Genomic DNA, 17,200 nt, shown 5'->3' on the forward strand with positions numbered 1-17,200 from the left:
CCTTCATTCCATTCAGCAACACCGGATCGGGCCCACCTGCCGCGGTTCCTAATCTCAGGTTTCGCCGCAGAGGGTTGCGTTGAGCGTTTCCGATCGGTTCATCCGCAATCCGGTGCTCACCACGGTGTGCTCGCTGCTGATCCTGCTGATCGGTGGCGTGGCAATCCCGCTGCTGCCGCTGGAGAAGCTGCCCCAGCTGGCACCCACCCAGATCCAGGTCACCGCCACCAACATCGGTGCCGACGCCCGCACCACCTTCGACACCACCACGCGGACGCTGGAGAAGGAGATCAACGGTGTGGAGGATATGAAATACATCGCCTCCAACACCTCCTCGGATGGCATCAGCAATATCAACGTCTTCTTCCCCGTCGATGTTGACCGCAACATCGCCCAGGTCAACGTTCAGAACCGGGTCGCGCAGGCCGAACCCACCCTGCCGGAGGTGGTGAAGCAGACCGGGGTGACCGTGAAGGCCGCCTCGCCGAGCATCCTGGTGGCCTACGGCTTCTACGCCGACACCGGAGCCGACGGCGAACCCCTCTACGACCAGCTGTTCCTCAGCAACTTCGTCGATCAGAACCTGATCGACGAGATCCGGCGCGTGCCGGGCGTGGGCGACGTGAAGATCATCGGCGAACGCCGCTTCGCCATGCGCATCTGGCTCGATCCGGCGCGACTGGCCAGCGCCGGGCTGACGCCGATGGACGTGCAGCGCGCCCTGCTGGACCAGAACATCCAGGCCGGGGCCGGCCGTCTCGGGCAGGAGCCGAGTCCTGCGGGGCAGGAGGTGGCCATCCCCCTGGTGACGCAGAGCCGGTTCCGGAGCGTGGCCGACGCGGAGAACCTGGTGCTCAAGGTGGGTGACGACGGCACCCTCGTGAAGGTGAGCGATGTGGGCCGGGTGGAGCTGGGCGCAGAGAACTACGACGTCGACACCAGTCAGAGCGGACAGCCCTCCTCCTCCCTGTTCGTGTATCAGCTGCCCGGTGCCAATGCCCTCGACACGGGCAATCGGGTGAAGGCCAGGATCGAGGAGCTCTCGCAGACCTTTCCCGTCGGTCTGCGCTACGAGATTCCCTACGACTCCACGCTGTTCGTCACCACCTCCCTGGCGGATGTGACGGGGAACCTCCGCGATGCCATCATCATGGCCGTGCTCACCATCCTGCTGTTTCTGCAGGATTGGCGCTCCACCATCGTGCCGGCCCTGGCGATGCCGGTGGCGATGGTGGGCGCCATGGCGGTGGTGCTGGGCCTGGGCTTCAGCATCAACCAGCTCACCATGTTCGGCATCATCCTGGCGATCGGTACCGTGACCGACGATGCCGTGGTGATCGTGCAGGCGATCAAGGCCAAGCTCAGCCAGGGCATGAAGCCCCTGCAGGCGGCCCTGGATTCGATGAACGAGCTGGCCTCGCCCACGATCACGGCAGCCCTGGTGCAGCTGGCGGTGTTCATCCCGGTGTGCTTCTTCCCCGGCACTACCGGCATCGTCTACCGCCAGTTCGCCGTCACCCTTGCGGCGGCGATCGTGTTCTCCACCTTCAACGCGCTCACCTTCTCGCCCACCCTCAGCGCCCTGTTCCTGCGGCCCGAGGGGGCCAGACCCGATGGGGTACAGCGGCTGCTGAATGCCGGGCTGGGCTGGCTGTTCGGGGGCTTCAATCGCCTCTTCGGCGGGCTGGTGGCCTGGTATGGCCGCACGATCGAGCAGCTGGTGCGCCTGCGCTATGTGGTGTTCGCCATCTTCGTGGCCGGTCTTTTGGCCACCTACCTGATGCTTACGATCGTGCCCACGGGGTTCATTCCCGACGAGGATCAGGGCCTGATGATCATCCAGGGTGAGTCCCCACCCACGGCGTCCCTGCCCTACACCCAGCGGCAGGTGGCGCAGGTGACGGAGATCCTCAGGGATTACCCCGACATTGAGAGTTTTCTGGGGGCAGCCGGCTACGGACTGGAGGGGAATGCCTACAACAAATATCTCTTCTTCATCCGCCTCAAGCCCTGGGATCAGCGGGCCAATGCCGACCAGTCGGTGTTCAGCCTGCTGCAGTCGATCAACGCCCGGCTGCGCGCCGAGGTGAGCGGCTCCCTCGCCTTCGCGGCCAACATCCCGCCGGTGGACGGGGTGGGGGCCACCGGCGGCTTCGAGTTCCATCTGCAGAACCGCGGCGGCCAGCCGATGGATGTGCTGATCGACAACGCCCAGGCCCTGATCGCCGCCAGCGTGGAGCGGCCGGAGCTGGGCCGGGTGACCACCACCTTCACACCGGCCACCGAGCAGATGTCGATCACCCTGGATCGGGATCTGGCGAAGGCGCTGGATGTGGACGTGCAGGAGACCTTCGGCACCCTGCAGGCCTACCTGGGGGGAACCTATGTGAACGACTTCATCCTCGGCGCCGATCAGTACCGCGTCTACGTGCAGGCCGAAGCCGAGGAACGCCGACAGCCGGGTGACATCGGCGCCTTCTTCGTGCGCTCCCGCAGCGGTGATCTGGTGCAGCTGCAGACCCTGCTCAGCACCGAACCCTTCATAGCTCCGCCCACGATCACCGCCTTCAACGTCTACGAATCGATCAAGATCCAGGGCGTGCCTGCTCCGGGCTACAGCTCCGGCCAGGCTCTCGCCGCCATGGAGGAACTGGCCGCCGCCACCCTCGACCCCGGCTTCGGCTACGAGTGGGCCGGCCTTTCGCTGGAGGAAAGGAGCGCCGGTGGCGCCACCACGGCGATCTTCGCCCTGGCCTTCGTGCTGGTGTTCCTGGTGATGTCGGCCCAGTACGGCAGCTACGTGGACCCGATGATCATCCTGCTCACCGTGCCCCTGGCCACGCTCGGGGCCATGGTGGCGATCTGGGGCCGCGCCACCCTGCTCCAGGCCGGCGGCTTCTGGCCCGTGATCAGCAACGACATCTTTGCCCAGGTGGGCCTGCTGATGCTGATTGGCATGGCCAGCAAGAACGCGATCCTGATCGTGGAGCAGGCCAACGAATACCTGTCGCTGGGCATGAGCCTCTCCCAGGCGGCGATCAACGCCGCCAAGGTGCGCTTCCAGCCGATCGTGATGACCGCCGCCTCCGGCCTGGTGGGCTACATCCCGCTGATGACCGCCTCCGGGGCCGGTGCCATCAGCCGCTGGTCGATCGGCACCGTGAGCTTCGGCGGCTACCTGGTGGCCACGGTGCTCAGCCTGGGGGTGGCACCGGTGATCTACGTCATCATCAAGGGGCTGGAACGCCGCTACCTCAGCGACGAGGCACCGATGGACAGCAGCATCGAGCCGGCCTGAGATGAACCGGGCCAACCGCCAGCGCCTGTTCGCCGCCGTGATCGGGGCCGTGCTCGGTGCCGGGCTGGGGCGCTCGATCGAGCCTCTGGCGCAGGACCCGGCAGGTCGGGAGCGCTTCCGCAGCCCGGTGTACCAGCGTCTCTACCGGGCCTATCCCCGTGTGGGAGCCGGAATCGGTGCCCTGGTGGGGGCCGGCTTCGCCACGATCGCCCAGGCCCAGCGGCGCCGCCTCAGGCGGCGAACACCTCGATCAGACGGGCCATCAACAGGTTCGCGGCCTTGAGGCCGTAGTCGCTGGCCCAGCAGCGCAGGGGCAGATGGCCAGGGGGCGCCAGTCCCTGCTCATCGAGGGCCGCGGCCACCGGCACCGTGAGCTCCTCGGGCAGCGCGAACCCCACCCCCGCAACCGTCGGCCAGGCCACCCTGCGCGTGAACTGCTCGAACAGGGCCGTGTCCTGGGCGATCAGCGTGTCGCGGCTGCCGCCCAGCTCGCGGTACAGCCGCTGCTGCACGGCGAAACCCTGCCGGCCCTCGCTGCTGGTCTGCCAAAGCCCATCGATGATCGCCAGCATCGCCGCCGGACAGCGCTCCAGGGATTCCGGACTGACATCGCCGTCCCGGTCCATCAGCTGGTCGAGCAGCAGCCGGGCCGTCTCCCGGTCGGCGGCGTCGAGATCGCCGGCCGCCAGCAGATCCCGCAGGCGTGAGTAGCGCTGCACGTCACCCACCAGCAGCAGGGTTCCCCGCAGCTGCCCGAGCTCGGCCTCCAGCTCCGCCACCCTCTGCTCAAGCTGCAGCACGCGTTGGTCGAGATCGCTCATGGCACGGTCACCGGGGTGCCGTGGCGCAGGCTGAACAGGTTGCTCACGATCACCGACTGGCCGGCCTGAAGGCCCTGGATCACCGGATAGCGGTTGTCCTGCAGCGGTCCGAGGGTCACTGGCAGCTTGAGCGCGAAGCGGGTATCGGGCGGCAGCGCCCGCAGCGGCTCCAGGGGCACGTTGCCGGGCTGGGCTTCCAGCTCCTGCAGGCTGCCCACCACGAACACGAACGTCTGCCCGCTGGTGCGCGTGACCGCCACGGCCGGCACCGCCAGCTGGGACACGGAATCGATCACCAGACGGGTGCGCACCCGCTCGCCGTTGCGGAAGCGGCCGTCGGCATTGTCCAGCTCGGCCTTGGCCAGGAACGACTGGGTGGCGTCGTTGACGCGGGGGTCGATCGACACCACCCGCCCCTCCACGACACCGTTGCCGCTGGGGGGATTGACGAGCACGGGCTGGCCGGGACGCACCCGCTGGCCGAAGCGGGATGGCACGTCCACCCGGGCCAGCAGCCGGGTGGTGCGCTGGATGGTGGTGAAGGGCGTGCCGGCGCGGATCACGTCGCCCGGCTTCACCGCCACATCGCTCACCACCCCATCGATCGGCGCCCGCAGATCCTTGTAGGCCAGATCGGCCTGTTTGGCCTTCAGAGCCGCCTCCGCCGCCAGGAAGTTCTGGCGCAGGGCATCGCGCTGGATCGGGCTGGCCGCACCCTGCTGGGCCAGGAAGTCGAAGCGCTGGAAGTTGAGCCGGCTCTCATCCCGCTGGCCTTCCAGGGCCTTCACCTCCTCGCGCAGCTGGGTCTGATCGAGCACCACCAACAGCTGACCGGCACGCACCGCATCGCCCTGGCGGATGCGCAGGCTCTCGATGCGACCACCCGCCTGGGCCGCCAGGTTCACCTCCTCCGGGGCCTCCAGGGTGCTGATGGTGGTGATCTCCTCGGGAAAGGGGTGCATGATCACCGCGTCCGCCGTCACGGCCAGCGGCTTGGGCAGGGGGGTGGTGTCCGTAGGGGCGCAGCCGGCCGAGCTGACGGCCAGGCCGAGCAGCAGTGAACCCCAGGCCGACCACGCCCTGGGAGGGACTGCCGCTCCGGGGAGAGAACTGCGCAAGTGCCGCCGCCTGCAGATGGGTTCATTGTCCCGCCGGGAAGGGGCGGACTCCAGCCCGCTAGGGGGGAGCGATGGAAATGGATGCAGAGCAGCCTGAACTGCGGGCGCTGAAGGCGGCGATGGCGCTGGGCAGGGTCGGGAAGAACCGCTCCGGACCCAGGCGCTCGACGATGCCGGCCCGCTCCAGCAGGGCGTAGAGGTCCTGCTTCACGCGCGCCATGGCGAAGGTGATGTCGCGCTTGCGGAGTTCCACGGCGAAGTCCCGCAGGGCATCGGCGGCCGTGATGTCGATCTCGGCAATCGCTTCGGCGTTGAGCACGAACCACTCCACCGGCGTCTGTTCCGCGGCAATCGCCTCGAGGGCCCGCCGCCGGAAGTTCTCGGCATTGGCGAAGCACAGCGGCGCGTCGTAGCGGTAGATCACCAGCCCCGGCACGGTGGTGGCCCCCTTCCAGTCGTTCACATCGTGGAGGCCGGCCAGGTTCGGCGCCGACCCCAGCACCGCATCGTGGGGGCGCATCAGGCGGGCGAGCAGATCCAGCATCGACAGCGCCACCGCCAGCCCCACGCCGATCAGGAGGTTGGTGGCCAGCACGCCGAACAGGGTGATCAGCGCCAGGTGGAATTCACTGCGCTTGAACTGCCGCAGCCGGCGGAACTCCGGCACGTCGATCAGGCGCAGCGCCGCGTAGATCACGATCGCCCCCAGGGCCGCCTTGGGAAACAGCGCCAGCACGGGCCTGAGGAACAGCAGCACGCTGATCACCACCGCGAAGGCCACCAGCGAGAACAGCTGAGAGCGGCTGCCGAGGGAATCGCCGATCGCCGTGCGGCTGCCGCTGCTGCTCACGGGAAACCCCTGCACCAGGCCACTGCCCAGATTCACCGTGCCCAGCGCCAGCAGCTCCTGGTTGGCATCGATGCGGTAGCCACCGCGGGCGGCGAAGGCCCGGGCCGTGAGCACGTTGTCGGAATAGCCCACCAGGGCGATGCCCACCGCGGTGGAGAGCAGATAGGTGAGGTTGCCGGCGGTGATGCCGCCCGGGATGGCCAGCGGCGGCAGACCCGCCGGGATCGGGCCGATCACGGCCACCCCGACCCGGTCGAGATCGAACACCCCCACCGCCACGCTGGCCAGCAGCACCGCCAGCAGCGGGCCTGGTGCCTGCGGGAAGCGGCGCTGCACCCAGACCAGGAACACCAGCACCCCGGCCGCCAGCAGCAGCGTGGGTGGGTGGATCTCTCCCTGGTGGCGCACCAGTTCCAGCAGCTGGCCGGCGAGGGAGTCGGCCTCCAGCGGCACACCGCTGATCCGGCTGATCTGGCCGGTGATCATGATCACCGCCACACCGGCCATGTAGCCCACCAGGATCGGTCTGGAGAGCAGATCGGCCAGGAAGCCGAGCCGCAGCCAGGCCCCCAGGCAGCAAGCCGCCCCCACCAGCAGCGCCAGGGCGCTGGCCAGCAGCGCATAGCTGGCGGCGTCGCCCCCGGCCAGGGGCTCCACCGCTGCCGCCGTCATCACGGCGGTGGTGGATTCCGGACCCACCGAGAGCTGGGGGGAGGAGCCCAGCAGGGCGTAGAGCAGCAGCGGCGGCAGGATCGCCCACAGGCCCTGGATCGGCTGCAGCCCCGCCAGCTCGCCGTAGGCCATGCACTGGGGAATCAGGTAGGCCGCCACCGTGATGCCGGCCAGCAGATCGCTGCGCAGCCAGCCGGCGCGGTAGTGGAGCAGCCGCTCCAGGCCCGGCAGCAGCTGGGTGAGCGGGCCGGAAGCGCCGCCGTCGCTCTGCCGTGGCCTGGGTGCCGCTGTGCTCATGCGCCCATCCTGCTCATGCGCTCAGCTGCTCAGCTGCTCAGCTCATGCAATCAGCTCCTCAGCCTGCGGATGGGGTCCGGCTCTGTTGCCGCTCCAGCCAGCGCAGCTCCATGCCCTTGACGATCCGATACACCACCGGCACCACGAACAGGCTGAGCACGGTGGCCATCAGCAGGCCGGAGAACACCACCGTGCCGATGCTGCGGCGGCTCACGGCCCCGGCGCCGCTGGCGAACACCAGCGGCAGGAAGCCGGCCAGCGAGGAGATCGCCGTGAGCAGGATCGGCCGCAGGCGGGCCACGGCGGCCCCGTGGATCGCCGGCTCCAGCGCCATGCCGGCCGCCAGGCGCTGGTTGGCGAACTCCACGATCAGGATGCCGTTCTTGGCCGCCAGGCTCACCAGCACCAGCAGACCCATGCGGCCGTACACATCCAGCGGCAGGTCGCGCAGGGCCAGCCCGGCGATGCCGCCCAGCAGGCCCAGCGGCACCGTCACCAGGATGATCATCGGATCGATGAAGTTCTCGTAGAGGGCGGCCAGCAGCAGCAGCATCACCACCACCGCCAGCAGGAACACCTGCTCGTTGGACCCGCCGGCCCGAGCCTCCTCCCGCGCCAGACCGGCCCATTCCAGATCGGTGACCTGGCTGCCCAGGTCGGCGCGCACCTGGCGCAGCCGCGCCATCGCCTGACCGGTGCTCACGCCGGCCTTGGGCTGGGCGCGGATCGAGATCGAGCGCAGCAGCCGGGTGCGGTTGATCACGGTGGGGCCCACGTCGTCGCGCACGCGCACCAGCTGGGAGAGGGGGATCAGCCGGCCGTCGCGGTTGCGCACCCGCAGCGCCAGCACATCGGCGGTGTCGCGGCGGTCGCCCCCCTCCAGCTGCACGATCACCCGGCGGATGCGGTCGCCCTCGAAGCTGTCGTTGACGTAGTCGCTGCCGAAGCTGGCGCCGAGCACATCGACGAGATCCTGAAGTTCCACGCCCAGCGACGCCAGCTGCAGGCGGTCGGGCTCCAGCCGCAGCAGCGGCGCGTCGGCGCTGAAGCGGGTGGTCACCCGCTCGAAGGCGCCGGTGGCCTGGGCGGCGTCGATGAAGGCCTGGGCGGCGGCCTGGAACTCGGCCAGGTTGAGGCGCCCGCCGCTGGTGTCGAGCAGATCGAACTCGATCCCCCCCTCGCTGCCGAAGCCGCGCACCGTGGGCGACTCGATCACCACCACCTGGGCATCGCCGATGGCGCCGGCCAGCTGACGGTTCAGCCGCCCGGCGATCGCCGCCGGAGTCTGCTCGCCAGGCGGGCGTTCCTCGATCGGCAGCAGCCGCAGGAAGAAGATGCCCTTGTTGGGACCGCTGTCGCCGAAGGAGCGGCCGGCGTAGAAGTTGCCCGACACGACCGCCGGCTCCTGCCGCACCACCTCCCGCACCCGCTCCATCACCGCCTGGGTGCGGCCCAGGGCCATGCCGTCGGGCAGCACCACCACCCCGCGCAGCTGGCTGCCGTCCTCCTGGGGAATGAACCCCTTGGGGCGCTGCTGGTAGGCCCAGGCCGTGACCAGCAGCCCCACCAGCAGCAGCGCCACGACGCGGCGGCGCCAGGCCAGGGCCTTGGTGAGCCAGCGGTCGTAGGGACCTTCGAGGGCCTCGAGGGCGCGGCGGGGGGGATCGATCAGGCGCAGCAGCCAGCGCGGCTCCCGCTGTTCGGCATGCAGGAGGCGGCTGGCCGCCACCGGTGTGAAGGTGAGGGCGTTGAAGGTGGAGAACAGGATCGTGGCGCCGATCGTGAGCCCGATCGGGGCGTAGAGCCTGCCGGTGCTGCCCTGCAGGGTGAGCACCGGCAGGAACACCGCCACCAGCACCAGGGAGGTGGCGATCACGGCCCCGCCCAGCTCCGCCATCGCCTCACGGGCCGCCTGGAGCGGCGGATCCTCCCGCTCCAGGCGCCGGCCGATGTCCTCGCTCACCACGATGGCGTCATCCACCACCAGGCCGGTGGCCAGCACCATGCCGAACAGGGTGAGGGTGTTGATCGAGCTGCCGGCGAGGCGCAGCACGGTGAGGGAGCCCACCAGCGCCACCGGCACCGCCAGGGCCGAGATCAGGGCCAGCCGGCTGTTGCCCAGCCCGAGCAGCAGGGAGAAGAACACCAGCAGCACCGCGTCGCGCAGGCCCGCCAGGGTGCGGTCGATGCTCTGGCGCACCGTCTCGGCCTCATCGATGATCACCTGCAGATCCACCCCCGGCGGGATGCGGCCGCTGAGCTCGTCGAGGGCCTCGCCGATGCCGCGGCTCACCTCGAGGGCGTTGCTGCCGTCGCGCTGGAAGATCCCCATCGCCACGGTGGACTTGCCGTCGAGGTTGGTGGCGATCGAGCCGTAGTCCTCCGCGCCCAGGCTCACCCGGCCCACATCCCGGAGCCGGATCACGCCGCCGGCCGGCCCGCGGGCCACCACCAGGTCCTCGAACTCCGCCAGCGTGCGCAGCCGCCCCTCCATGCGCAGCGGCAGGGAGAGCATCTGGTCGGCCGGGGCGGGCGCCTCTCCGGCCTGGCCCAGGGCCGCCAGCACGTTCTGCTCCTCGAGCGCGTCGCGCACGTCGGCGATCGTGAGGTTCACCAGATTCAGGCGCTGGGGATCCAGCCAGAGCCGGAAGGCCAGCGGACTGCCGCCGAACAGGCGCGCGTCGCCCACCCCAGGCACCCGCTGCAGGCGGTCGATCAGCACCTGCTCCACCCAGCCGCTCAGGAAGATGTCGTCGTAGCGCTCGCGCTCGGCGCTGACGCTCAGCACCATCAGCAGGTCGTCGGAGCTGCGCCGCACGCGCACGCCGAAGCGCGCCACCGGCCCCGGCAGGCGCGGCTGCACCACGGCGGCTTCGTTCTGGGTGTTGATCTGGTTGAGCTCGGGGTTGCCGCCCTCGAAACTCAGCGTGATGCTGCTGCTGCCGGTGGAGCTGGTGGAGCGGATCTGCTCGAGCCCCTCGAGGCCGTTGAGCTGCTTCTCCAGCAGGGAGGTGACCCCCTGCTCCACCACCTCCGGGCTGGCCCCGGGGTAGCTGGCGCTCACCGACACCCGCCCCGGCGCGATCTCCGGCAGGTTCTCCACCTGCAGCCCGGGCAGGCTGATCACCCCGGCCAGCAGCACCAGCAGGGCCACCACCACGGTGAGCACCGGCCGGCGCAGGAACGGGTCGGAGATCGACCCCTGCGGTCTGCCCTTCACGGCCTGGTGGCGACGCGCGGCGGTTCTAGCCCAGCGCCAGGCCGGGGCGCAGCGTCGCAGCCTGCGCATCGCTGAGACGCCCGGCGCCGTGCAGCACGCGGGTGATGCGCTCGATGTCGAGCACGGCATGGCAGCGGTAACCCGCAGCCGCCAGGCGCTCGCGGGCATGGCGGTCGTGGTCGCCGCCGTGGTCGAGGAACACCACCACGTCGTGCACCACCAGCCCGGAACTCTCCAGCTTGGCGATTCCCTCGAGCACGCTGCCGCCGGTGATCAGGATGTCGTCCACCACCACCACCAGGTCGCCCTCCTCGAAGTCGCCCTCGATCAGCCGCCGGGCGCCGTGGGCCTTCACCTCCTTGCGGGGATAGATCAGCGGCTTGCGCAGCAGCAGCGACAGGCCGGTGGCCGTGGGCAGGGAGCCGTAGGGAATGCCGGCGATGCGGTCGAAGGCCAGTTCCCCCATGCAGCCCGCATAGGCCTGCAGCACGCGGTGAAACAGGTTGGGATCGGAGATGATCTGGCGCAGGTCGATGTAGTAGTTGAAGACGGCGCCCGAGGCCTGCACGTACTCACCGAACAGCAGGCAGCCGATGTCGAACAGATCGAGGATCAGCTGATCCATCGGATCGGCCGCCGGCGGCGCCTGCCAGAGGGCGCAGCTGCCGCTGCCGGGCCGCTCCTCCAGCCAGTGGTCGCGGATGGCGTTGATCTGGGCCTTGAGCGCCGCCGCCCGCTCGGCCATGTCGTCCTCCACCAGCAGGTTCTGGGGCAGGGGCAGCAGCAGGCCGTCGCCGGAGGCCGTGAGGCCCGCCTGGAGCATGGCCTCGAGCTTCTCCTCCTCCCCCCAGAGGCTGCGCAGGATCAGGAAGTGCTCGGGGGCCACCTGCCGCACCCGCGCCAGGATCGCCGGATCGCTGGTACCCACCTCCAGCAGCAGCTGCTCCTGGGTGCCCCAGAGCAGGGTCTCACGCACGATGCGCAGAAACAGCGGATCCTCCTCGCTGGGGAAGTGCTGGATCACCCGGGCCGTCTGGTTGGAGCTGTGGCAGGTCATCACCACCGCCTTGCCCGGATAGAGCAGGAAGGGGGCGGCGATGTCCTGGCCGGGCAGGGGCGAGAGGCTCACCGCGTCGGCGGCCAGCTCGCGGAACAGGTAGTGGGCGAGGGCGGAGGAGGAGTTGAGGTCGCCGTGCTTGCTGTCGATGATCAGCGGCAGATCGGGCGGCACCAGCTCGCGCACCTCCAGCAGCAGCTCCAGGCCCACCGGCCCCAGGGCCTGGTAGAAGCCGAGGCTTGGCTTGTAGGCGCACACGTGGGGGGCGGTGGCCTCGATCACCGCCTTGATCCAGTGCCGGGCCTGGCTGAGGAAGGAGCGGTTGGCCATGCCGCGCCGCGCCGCCCAGCTCTGCAGCATCTCGGGGTTGGGGTCCAGGCCGGTCACCAGCAGCGACTGGCGATCGGCCATGGCCTCGGTGAGCTGGATGAAGAAGCCCATCGCCGGGGGCAGCCTGGGCCTGTTGCTAGAGCAGGGGAGCGGAACCGCGCGACCGCCCGACATACCTCGTAATCACTGGGAGCTGGCCAGCCGCCAGGGCAGGGTCTCGCCGGCGTGGAAGGGCACCAGCTCCACCGCCGTGCCGGCGGCGTCGTTGAGGTGCAGCCGCTCGGGCACCGTCACCGGCTCGCGCACCAGGGTGATCGTGCCGGTGTTGAGGGGCAGACCGTAGAAGCAGGGCCCGTGTTCGCTGGCGAAGGCCTCCAGGCGATCGAGGGCGTTCTCCTGCTCGAACACCGCGGCGTAGCTCTCGATCGCGAAGGGGGCGTTGAAGATGCCGGCGCAGCCGCAGGCCGACTCCTTGGCGGCGCGATCGTGGGGGGCGGTGTCGGTGCCGAGGAAGAACTTTGGGTTGCCGGAGACGGCGGCGGCGCGCAGGGCGATGCGGTGCAGTTCCCGCTTGGCCACCGGCAGGCAGTAGAAGTCGGGCCGCAGCCCGCCGGCGAACAGGGCATTGCGGTTGATGTGCAGGTGGTGGGGGGTGATGGTGGCCGCCAGGTTGGCCGGGCCGCTGCGCACGAAGTCCACCGCGTCGGCGGTGGTGATGTGCTCCAGCACCACCCTCAGGCCGGGGTGGCGCTGCAGCAGCGGCGCCAGCACCCGCTCGATGAACACCGCCTCACGGTCGAAGATGTCGATCTCGGCGTCGGTGACCTCGCCGTGGATGAGCAGCGGCATGCCGATCCGCTCCATCACCGCCAGCACCGGCTCGATCCGGGCGACCGCCGTGACGCCGGAATCGGAATTGGTGGTGGCGCCGGCGGGGTAGAGCTTGCAGGCGGTAAACACCCCTGCGGCGAAGCCGCGCTCGATCTCAGCCGGATCGATGCTGTCGGTGAGGTAGGCCGTCATCAGCGGCTGAAAGCGGCTGGCATCGGGCAGGGCCTCGCGGATGCGCCGCCGGTAGGCCTCGGCCGCCGCCACGGTGGTGACCGGGGGCCGCAGGTTGGGCATCACGATCGCCCGGGCGAACTGGGCCGCCGTGGCCGGGGCCACCGCCTGCAGCATCGCCCCGTCGCGCAGGTGGGCATGCCAGTCGTCGGGCTGGCGCAGCGTCAGCCGCTGCAGCCGGTCGGGATTCGACGCGGGCGTCCCGCCGGGGGTCTGGCTGGGGGCCTGGCCGGGGGTCTGGTTGCGGGTCTGGTTGCGGTTCTGTTCGCCAGCCGTCATCGCCATGGCGGGCCCGCGGCCCGGCGCCCCTGCGTCTCCACCCTGCCAGAGGTGGGCCCAGGCACCGGCCCGGCCCTTGACCGGCCCCCGGCCGGACCCGTAAGGATTCATGTCGCCGGCCGGGACAGGGGTGACCGGCGACACGGAGGGGCGGCAGGCCGCTGCCTATGGTTGAGCCAGACAATCCGCTGAAAGGCCCATGGGTGCTGCTGCCAAGCTCACGATCGGGGAACTCGAGGCGGGCTATCCCACCTACTGCAAGGCCCTGCGCCTGCTGATCCGCGACGGCCGCAGTTTCGAGGCGATCCAGCGCACGGTGTGCTGGGAACGGCTGAGCCTGCTGCAGAAATGCCTGCCCACCCGCTACAAGTCGCCCGACTATCTCTATGTGCTGCTCAAGCGGGAAGTGGAGCAGCCGGCCGCCTGAGCGCCTCGATCCACCCGACGAGCGATTCCAACAATCCGGTCAAGCGATCCCCACGCAGGCTGGAATCGGCCTGATGCGCTGGTGGAATGGTGAGGCTCCACCGGTACCCGCGCCTCCATGGCCCACCACCAGATCCTGATCGTCGGCGGCGGAGCCGCGGGCATCACTGTGGCGGCACAGCTCAAGCGGGCCCGCAACGCCCTCGATGTGGCGATCCTCGAGCCCTCGCGGGAGCACTACTACCAGCCCGGCTGGACCCTGGTGGGCGGCGGGGTGTTCACCCTGGAGGAAACCCGCCGCCCAGAGGCCGATCTGATCCCCTCCGGCGTGCGCTGGATCGAGGACGCCGCCACCGGCTTCGATCCCGACCACAACACGGTGCTCACCGCCAGCCACGGCGCGATCAGCTACGACGTGCTGATCGTGGCCACGGGCCTGAAGCTCTGCTGGGACCGCATCGAAGGGCTCCCCGAGGCCCTGGGCCAGGGCGGCGTGTGCAGCAACTACAGCAAGGATCACGCGACCTACACCTGGGAGGCGATCCAGGCCTTCGAGGGCGGCAACGCCGTGTTCACCTGCGCGCCGATGCCGATCAAGTGCCCCGGCGCCCCCCAGAAGATCGCCTATCTCGCCGACGACGTCTTCAAGAAGAAGAAGCTGCAGGCCAGCGTGATCTACGCCACGGCCACTCCGGGGATCTTCGGCGTGCCCGTGTATGCGGCGCCGCTGCGGGAGGTGGTGAAGCGCAAGGGCATCGACGCCCGCTACAACCATGTGCTCACCGCCGTGCGGCCGGACACGAAGGAAGCCGTATTCAGGGTGACGGAGGGTGAGAGCAGCCGCGAGGAGGTGATCCCCTACAACCTTCTGCATGTCACCCCGCCGATGGCCGCCCCCGATGTGGTGGCCGGCAGCAGCCTGGCCAACGCCGCCGGCTTCGTGGAGGTGGACCAGTTCTCCCTGCAGCACGTGCGCTTCGCCAATGTGTTCTCGCTCGGCGATGTGAGCGGCATGCCCAACTCCAAGACCGCCGCGGCGGTGCGCGGCCAGGCGCCGGTGCTGGTGGCCAACCTGCTGGCCCTGCTCGACGGCCAGCCCCTGGAGGCGGCCTACGACGGCTACAGCTGCTGCCCGCTGATCACCGGCTACGGCAAGGCGATCATGGCCGAGTTCAACTACAAGCAGGAGCCGGTGCCCTCGTTCCCGCTCGACCCCACCAAGGAGCGCTGGAGCATGTGGTTCGTGAAGCGCAAGATCCTGCCGGCGCTCTACTGGAACCGCATGCTGGCCGGCGCCCAGCACGAGCGCCGCTTCGTACCCGGCGTCAAGCGCTGAGCGCAGGGATCAGCTCAGGCAGCAGGGGTCAGGCCAGGCAATCGGCATTGAGCAGGGCGCACACCTCGAGGATCTGATCCCGGCGTTCCGGCGCCAGCTCGAGGGTGCCGGCCACCTGCTCGAGGAAGGCGATCTCCGCGGCGGTCACATCCCTGTCGCAGTGGATCAGCTGGGCAGCGAGGGCGAAGGCGGTTTCACGCTGCGAGGGCTGCAGCAGCGGTGCCGCCTCCTGGACGAGCTCCTGCCAGCCGCGGTCGCGCAGCCGCAGCAGCAGGCCGGAGAACAGCTCCCCGAAGGCCGGCAGGGCCATGGAGCGGAAAGGGGTGCGGCGCAGCAGCTGCTCGCGGATCAGCCGCGCTTCATCGTCCACGAAGGAGCGATCCGAGGCGACGGCGGCCACCGGGATGGTGGCAAAGGCTTCGGCCTGGTTCATGGCGGCTCAGGCGACGAGCGCGCGCAGCGTCTGCAGCCGGCGCTCCGTGGATTCCAGCAGCTGCAGGCCGAACACGGGCAGCTGATCGAGGGCGAAGAGCATGCCCTGCCGCTGCATCAGCACCAGCCGGGTGGGCTCGAGGGCAGTGGCGGTGCCGTGACGCCGACGCTCGGGCTGCACCAGGGCTCCCTGTCCGAAGCACTGCCCCGCGGAGAGGATCTCGGCCTGGGAGCCATCCCCCCAGGTGAGCCGCACCCTGCCCTCCAGAACGCCGAACATGCAATCGCCGCGGTCACCGGCCCTGAAGATCACCGCGCCGGGCTCGAACTCCAGGATGGCGCCGTTGTGGCTGAGCGCCTGCATGCTCTCGAGGAGCTGCTGATCAGCCGTGGGAGCTGACATAAGACCATCGGACGGACACGCCCAGCCTGACGAGAGCCGGTTAAGGGAACATCAAGCCGCGGCCGCCAGGCACTGCCGGGCCATCAGTCCCTCCTCGTCGGCGGGCACCCGCACGAGCACCTGCGGCTGCAGCCAGCCGAGCGCCTCGCGCAGCTCGGCCAGCAGGGCATCGTCGTGCTCGCCGATGCCGCCGGTGAGGGCGATCACGTCCACCCCGCCGAGGCTGGCGGCCATGGCGCCGATGCCCTGCAGCAGGCGATGGCGGAACACGGCGATGGCCAGCTCGGCGCCGGCATGCCCCCGGCCGGCGGCCTGCCGGAGTTCGCGCATGTCGCCGCTGAGCTCGGAGAGTCCCTGCAGCCCGCTGGCATGGTTCAGGGCATGGTCGAGATCGCCGGGGCTGGTGCCCTGCCGGAGCAGATGCAGCAGCAGGCCGGGATCGACGCTGCCGCTGCGGCTGGCCATCACCAGACCCTCGAGGGGCGTGAACCCCATGGTGGTGTCGATGCTCCGGCCCGTGCCGTCGGCGGCGATGGCGATGGCGCAGAGGGAGCAGCCGGCCCCCAGGTGACAGCTGATCAGCCGCCGGGCCGCGGGGTGGCGGGCGGCCACGGTCTCGGCCACGTGATGGTGGTTGAGGCCATGGAAGCCGTACCGGCGCAGCCCCTGGCGGCGCCAGTCCCCGGGGAGGGCGTAGGTGAAGGCGGCGGGAGCCAGGGTGGCGTGAAAGCCCGTGTCGAAGCAGGCCCACTGGGGCACCGGGCCCGGAGATCCAGCGGGATCCGCTGCGGGGTGGGCCGCCAGCCAGTCCTGCAGCCAGGCGATCGCCTGCAGGGCCGGGCCGTTGTGCAGCGGAGCCAGGGGCACCAGCGCCTGCAGCTGCTGCAGCACCCCGGCGCTGAGCCGGGTGGGCCGGCTGAAGGCGGCGCCGCCGTGCACGATCCGGTGCACCACCAGGCTGGGGGCGGGGTCGGCGGCGGCGATCAGGGGCGCCAGCCACTGCTCCAGCAGCGCCTCCATGGTCTGGCCACCGCCGCCGTCCCAGGCCCGCTGCTCCTGCCAGAGGCGCCCCCCACGGCCATCGCGCAGGGAGGCCTTGACGCTGGAACTGCCGCTGTTGAGCACCAGCACGGTGGGCTCGGCTTCATCTGCGGCGGCGGCGGCGGCTGTGGCGGCGGCTGTGGCGGCGCCGGCTGGCAACGACGACGGGTCCATGACGCGGGGGAAGCGGGGCGGCGCGACGCCATCACTCAAACGCCGTCGCCGCTCTGCGGGCCGCGCTGTGGGCGGATCCGGATTGCGTTCGGCAGCACACAGCCCAACCGTCGCGAGGACCGTAGATTGGCTGCTTGTGTGTCCGTTCCCTTGATGAACCAGACCCTGCAGGCATTGCACCCCAACCCTGGATGGAGCGCAGCCCAGTCCTCCCTCGCCGCAGCCGACACCCCGGCAGCCCAGGTCGCCACGCCCCCGACCTGCGACACGGTGGGCAAACACTGCATCCTCGAGCTCTACGACTGCGATCCAGGTCGGCTCGACGATCAAGCCTTCCTCAGGGACACCATCACCGCCGCCGCCCATCAGGCCGGTGCCACCCTG

Annotated in this window: 14 protein-coding genes; 5 read left to right on the top strand and 9 right to left on the bottom strand. The window is 70.0% G+C overall.

Going from position 1 to position 17,200, the window contains the following annotated elements:
- Positions 1-79 precede the first annotated feature (79 nt).
- Together KBY90_RS12220 and KBY90_RS12225 are read left to right on the top strand one after the other, a co-directional pair.
- Complete coding sequence (locus KBY90_RS12220) at positions 80-3,298, top strand: efflux RND transporter permease subunit (protein ID WP_254968929.1); 3,219 nt, start codon at positions 80-82, stop codon at positions 3,296-3,298.
- Position 3,299: 1 nt separating this feature from the next.
- A complete protein-coding gene (locus KBY90_RS12225; protein WP_254968930.1) occupies positions 3,300-3,581 on the top strand; it encodes a hypothetical protein in 282 nt (93 codons plus the stop codon).
- Here the strand turns inward: KBY90_RS12225 and KBY90_RS12230 are convergent.
- The 6 genes from KBY90_RS12230 to pyrC form a co-directional block, all read right to left on the bottom strand.
- Entirely contained in the window at positions 3,529-4,119 is a 591-nt protein-coding gene (locus tag KBY90_RS12230) for a GUN4 domain-containing protein (RefSeq protein ID WP_254968931.1), read from the bottom strand. The genes KBY90_RS12225 and KBY90_RS12230 overlap by 53 nt on opposite strands.
- On the bottom strand, positions 4,116-5,237 hold the full coding sequence (locus KBY90_RS12235; RefSeq protein ID WP_254968932.1) for an efflux RND transporter periplasmic adaptor subunit: 1,122 nt from the start codon (positions 5,235-5,237) through the stop codon (positions 4,116-4,118). The genes KBY90_RS12230 and KBY90_RS12235 overlap by 4 nt, the downstream gene beginning before the upstream one ends.
- A gap of 58 nt (positions 5,238-5,295) precedes the next feature.
- On the bottom strand, positions 5,296-7,056 hold the full coding sequence (locus tag KBY90_RS12240; RefSeq protein ID WP_254968933.1) for a SulP family inorganic anion transporter: 1,761 nt from the start codon (positions 7,054-7,056) through the stop codon (positions 5,296-5,298).
- Between the two features lie 58 nt (positions 7,057-7,114).
- On the bottom strand, positions 7,115-10,276 hold the full coding sequence (locus KBY90_RS12245; RefSeq protein WP_254968934.1) for an efflux RND transporter permease subunit: 3,162 nt from the start codon (positions 10,274-10,276) through the stop codon (positions 7,115-7,117).
- 25 nt (positions 10,277-10,301) lie between these two features.
- Entirely contained in the window at positions 10,302-11,774 is a 1,473-nt protein-coding gene (locus KBY90_RS12250; RefSeq protein WP_254968935.1) for a bifunctional orotidine-5'-phosphate decarboxylase/orotate phosphoribosyltransferase, read from the bottom strand.
- A 72-nt stretch (positions 11,775-11,846) separates the two neighbouring features.
- The gene (gene pyrC / locus KBY90_RS12255; RefSeq protein ID WP_254968936.1) at positions 11,847-13,115 is read right to left on the bottom strand and encodes a dihydroorotase; all 1,269 of its coding nucleotides are present in this window, start codon (positions 13,113-13,115) and stop codon (positions 11,847-11,849) included.
- An 88-nt stretch (positions 13,116-13,203) separates the two neighbouring features.
- Here pyrC and KBY90_RS12260 point away from each other — a divergent pair, with 88 nt between their 5' ends.
- Positions 13,204-13,431: a DUF3136 domain-containing protein gene (locus tag KBY90_RS12260; protein ID WP_254968937.1), complete on the top strand. Its 228-nt coding sequence runs from the start codon at positions 13,204-13,206 to the stop codon at positions 13,429-13,431.
- Positions 13,432-13,548: 117 nt separating this feature from the next.
- Entirely contained in the window at positions 13,549-14,766 is a 1,218-nt protein-coding gene (locus tag KBY90_RS12265; RefSeq protein ID WP_254968938.1) for an FAD/NAD(P)-binding oxidoreductase, read from the top strand.
- A gap of 28 nt (positions 14,767-14,794) precedes the next feature.
- On the opposite strand, the gene KBY90_RS12270 is transcribed toward KBY90_RS12265, so the two are convergent.
- Genes KBY90_RS12270 through KBY90_RS12280 form a run of 3 tightly spaced genes read right to left on the bottom strand, consistent with a single transcriptional unit; the run spans position 14,795 to position 16,855 of the window.
- Positions 14,795-15,199: a tellurite resistance TerB family protein gene (locus tag KBY90_RS12270; protein ID WP_254968939.1), complete on the bottom strand. Its 405-nt coding sequence runs from the start codon at positions 15,197-15,199 to the stop codon at positions 14,795-14,797.
- Between the two features lie 6 nt (positions 15,200-15,205).
- Positions 15,206-15,601, bottom strand: a complete 396-nt coding sequence (locus tag KBY90_RS12275) for a Crp/Fnr family transcriptional regulator (protein ID WP_254968940.1) — start codon at positions 15,599-15,601, stop codon at positions 15,206-15,208.
- A 51-nt stretch (positions 15,602-15,652) separates the two neighbouring features.
- Positions 15,653-16,855: an acetate/propionate family kinase gene (locus KBY90_RS12280; protein WP_254968941.1), complete on the bottom strand. Its 1,203-nt coding sequence runs from the start codon at positions 16,853-16,855 to the stop codon at positions 15,653-15,655.
- Between the two features lie 114 nt (positions 16,856-16,969).
- Here KBY90_RS12280 and KBY90_RS12285 point away from each other — a divergent pair.
- On the top strand, positions 16,970-17,200 hold a 231-nt coding region (locus tag KBY90_RS12285), incomplete at its 3' end, for an S-adenosylmethionine decarboxylase (RefSeq protein ID WP_396122585.1).

Source organism: Cyanobium sp. CH-040 (assembly GCF_024346135.1).
Taxonomy (GTDB): domain Bacteria; phylum Cyanobacteriota; class Cyanobacteriia; order PCC-6307; family Cyanobiaceae; genus NIES-981.

Excerpts from the sequence above, each read along its gene's own strand:
- KBY90_RS12270 (WP_254968939.1), bottom strand. The coding sequence starts at position 15,199 with ATGAACCAGGCCGAAGCCTTTGCCACCATCCCGGTGGCCGCCGTCGCC.
- KBY90_RS12230 (WP_254968931.1), bottom strand. The coding sequence starts at position 4,119 with ATGAGCGATCTCGACCAACGCGTGCTGCAGCTTGAGCAGAGGGTGGCG.
- pyrC (WP_254968936.1), bottom strand. The coding sequence starts at position 13,115 with ATGAATCCTTACGGGTCCGGCCGGGGGCCGGTCAAGGGCCGGGCCGGT.
- KBY90_RS12250 (WP_254968935.1), bottom strand. The coding sequence starts at position 11,774 with ATGGGCTTCTTCATCCAGCTCACCGAGGCCATGGCCGATCGCCAGTCG.
- KBY90_RS12275 (WP_254968940.1), bottom strand. The coding sequence starts at position 15,601 with ATGTCAGCTCCCACGGCTGATCAGCAGCTCCTCGAGAGCATGCAGGCG.
- KBY90_RS12225 (WP_254968930.1), top strand. The coding sequence starts at position 3,300 with ATGAACCGGGCCAACCGCCAGCGCCTGTTCGCCGCCGTGATCGGGGCC.
- KBY90_RS12265 (WP_254968938.1), top strand. The coding sequence starts at position 13,549 with ATGGCCCACCACCAGATCCTGATCGTCGGCGGCGGAGCCGCGGGCATC.
- KBY90_RS12240 (WP_254968933.1), bottom strand. The coding sequence starts at position 7,056 with ATGAGCACAGCGGCACCCAGGCCACGGCAGAGCGACGGCGGCGCTTCC.
- KBY90_RS12260 (WP_254968937.1), top strand. The coding sequence starts at position 13,204 with ATGGGTGCTGCTGCCAAGCTCACGATCGGGGAACTCGAGGCGGGCTAT.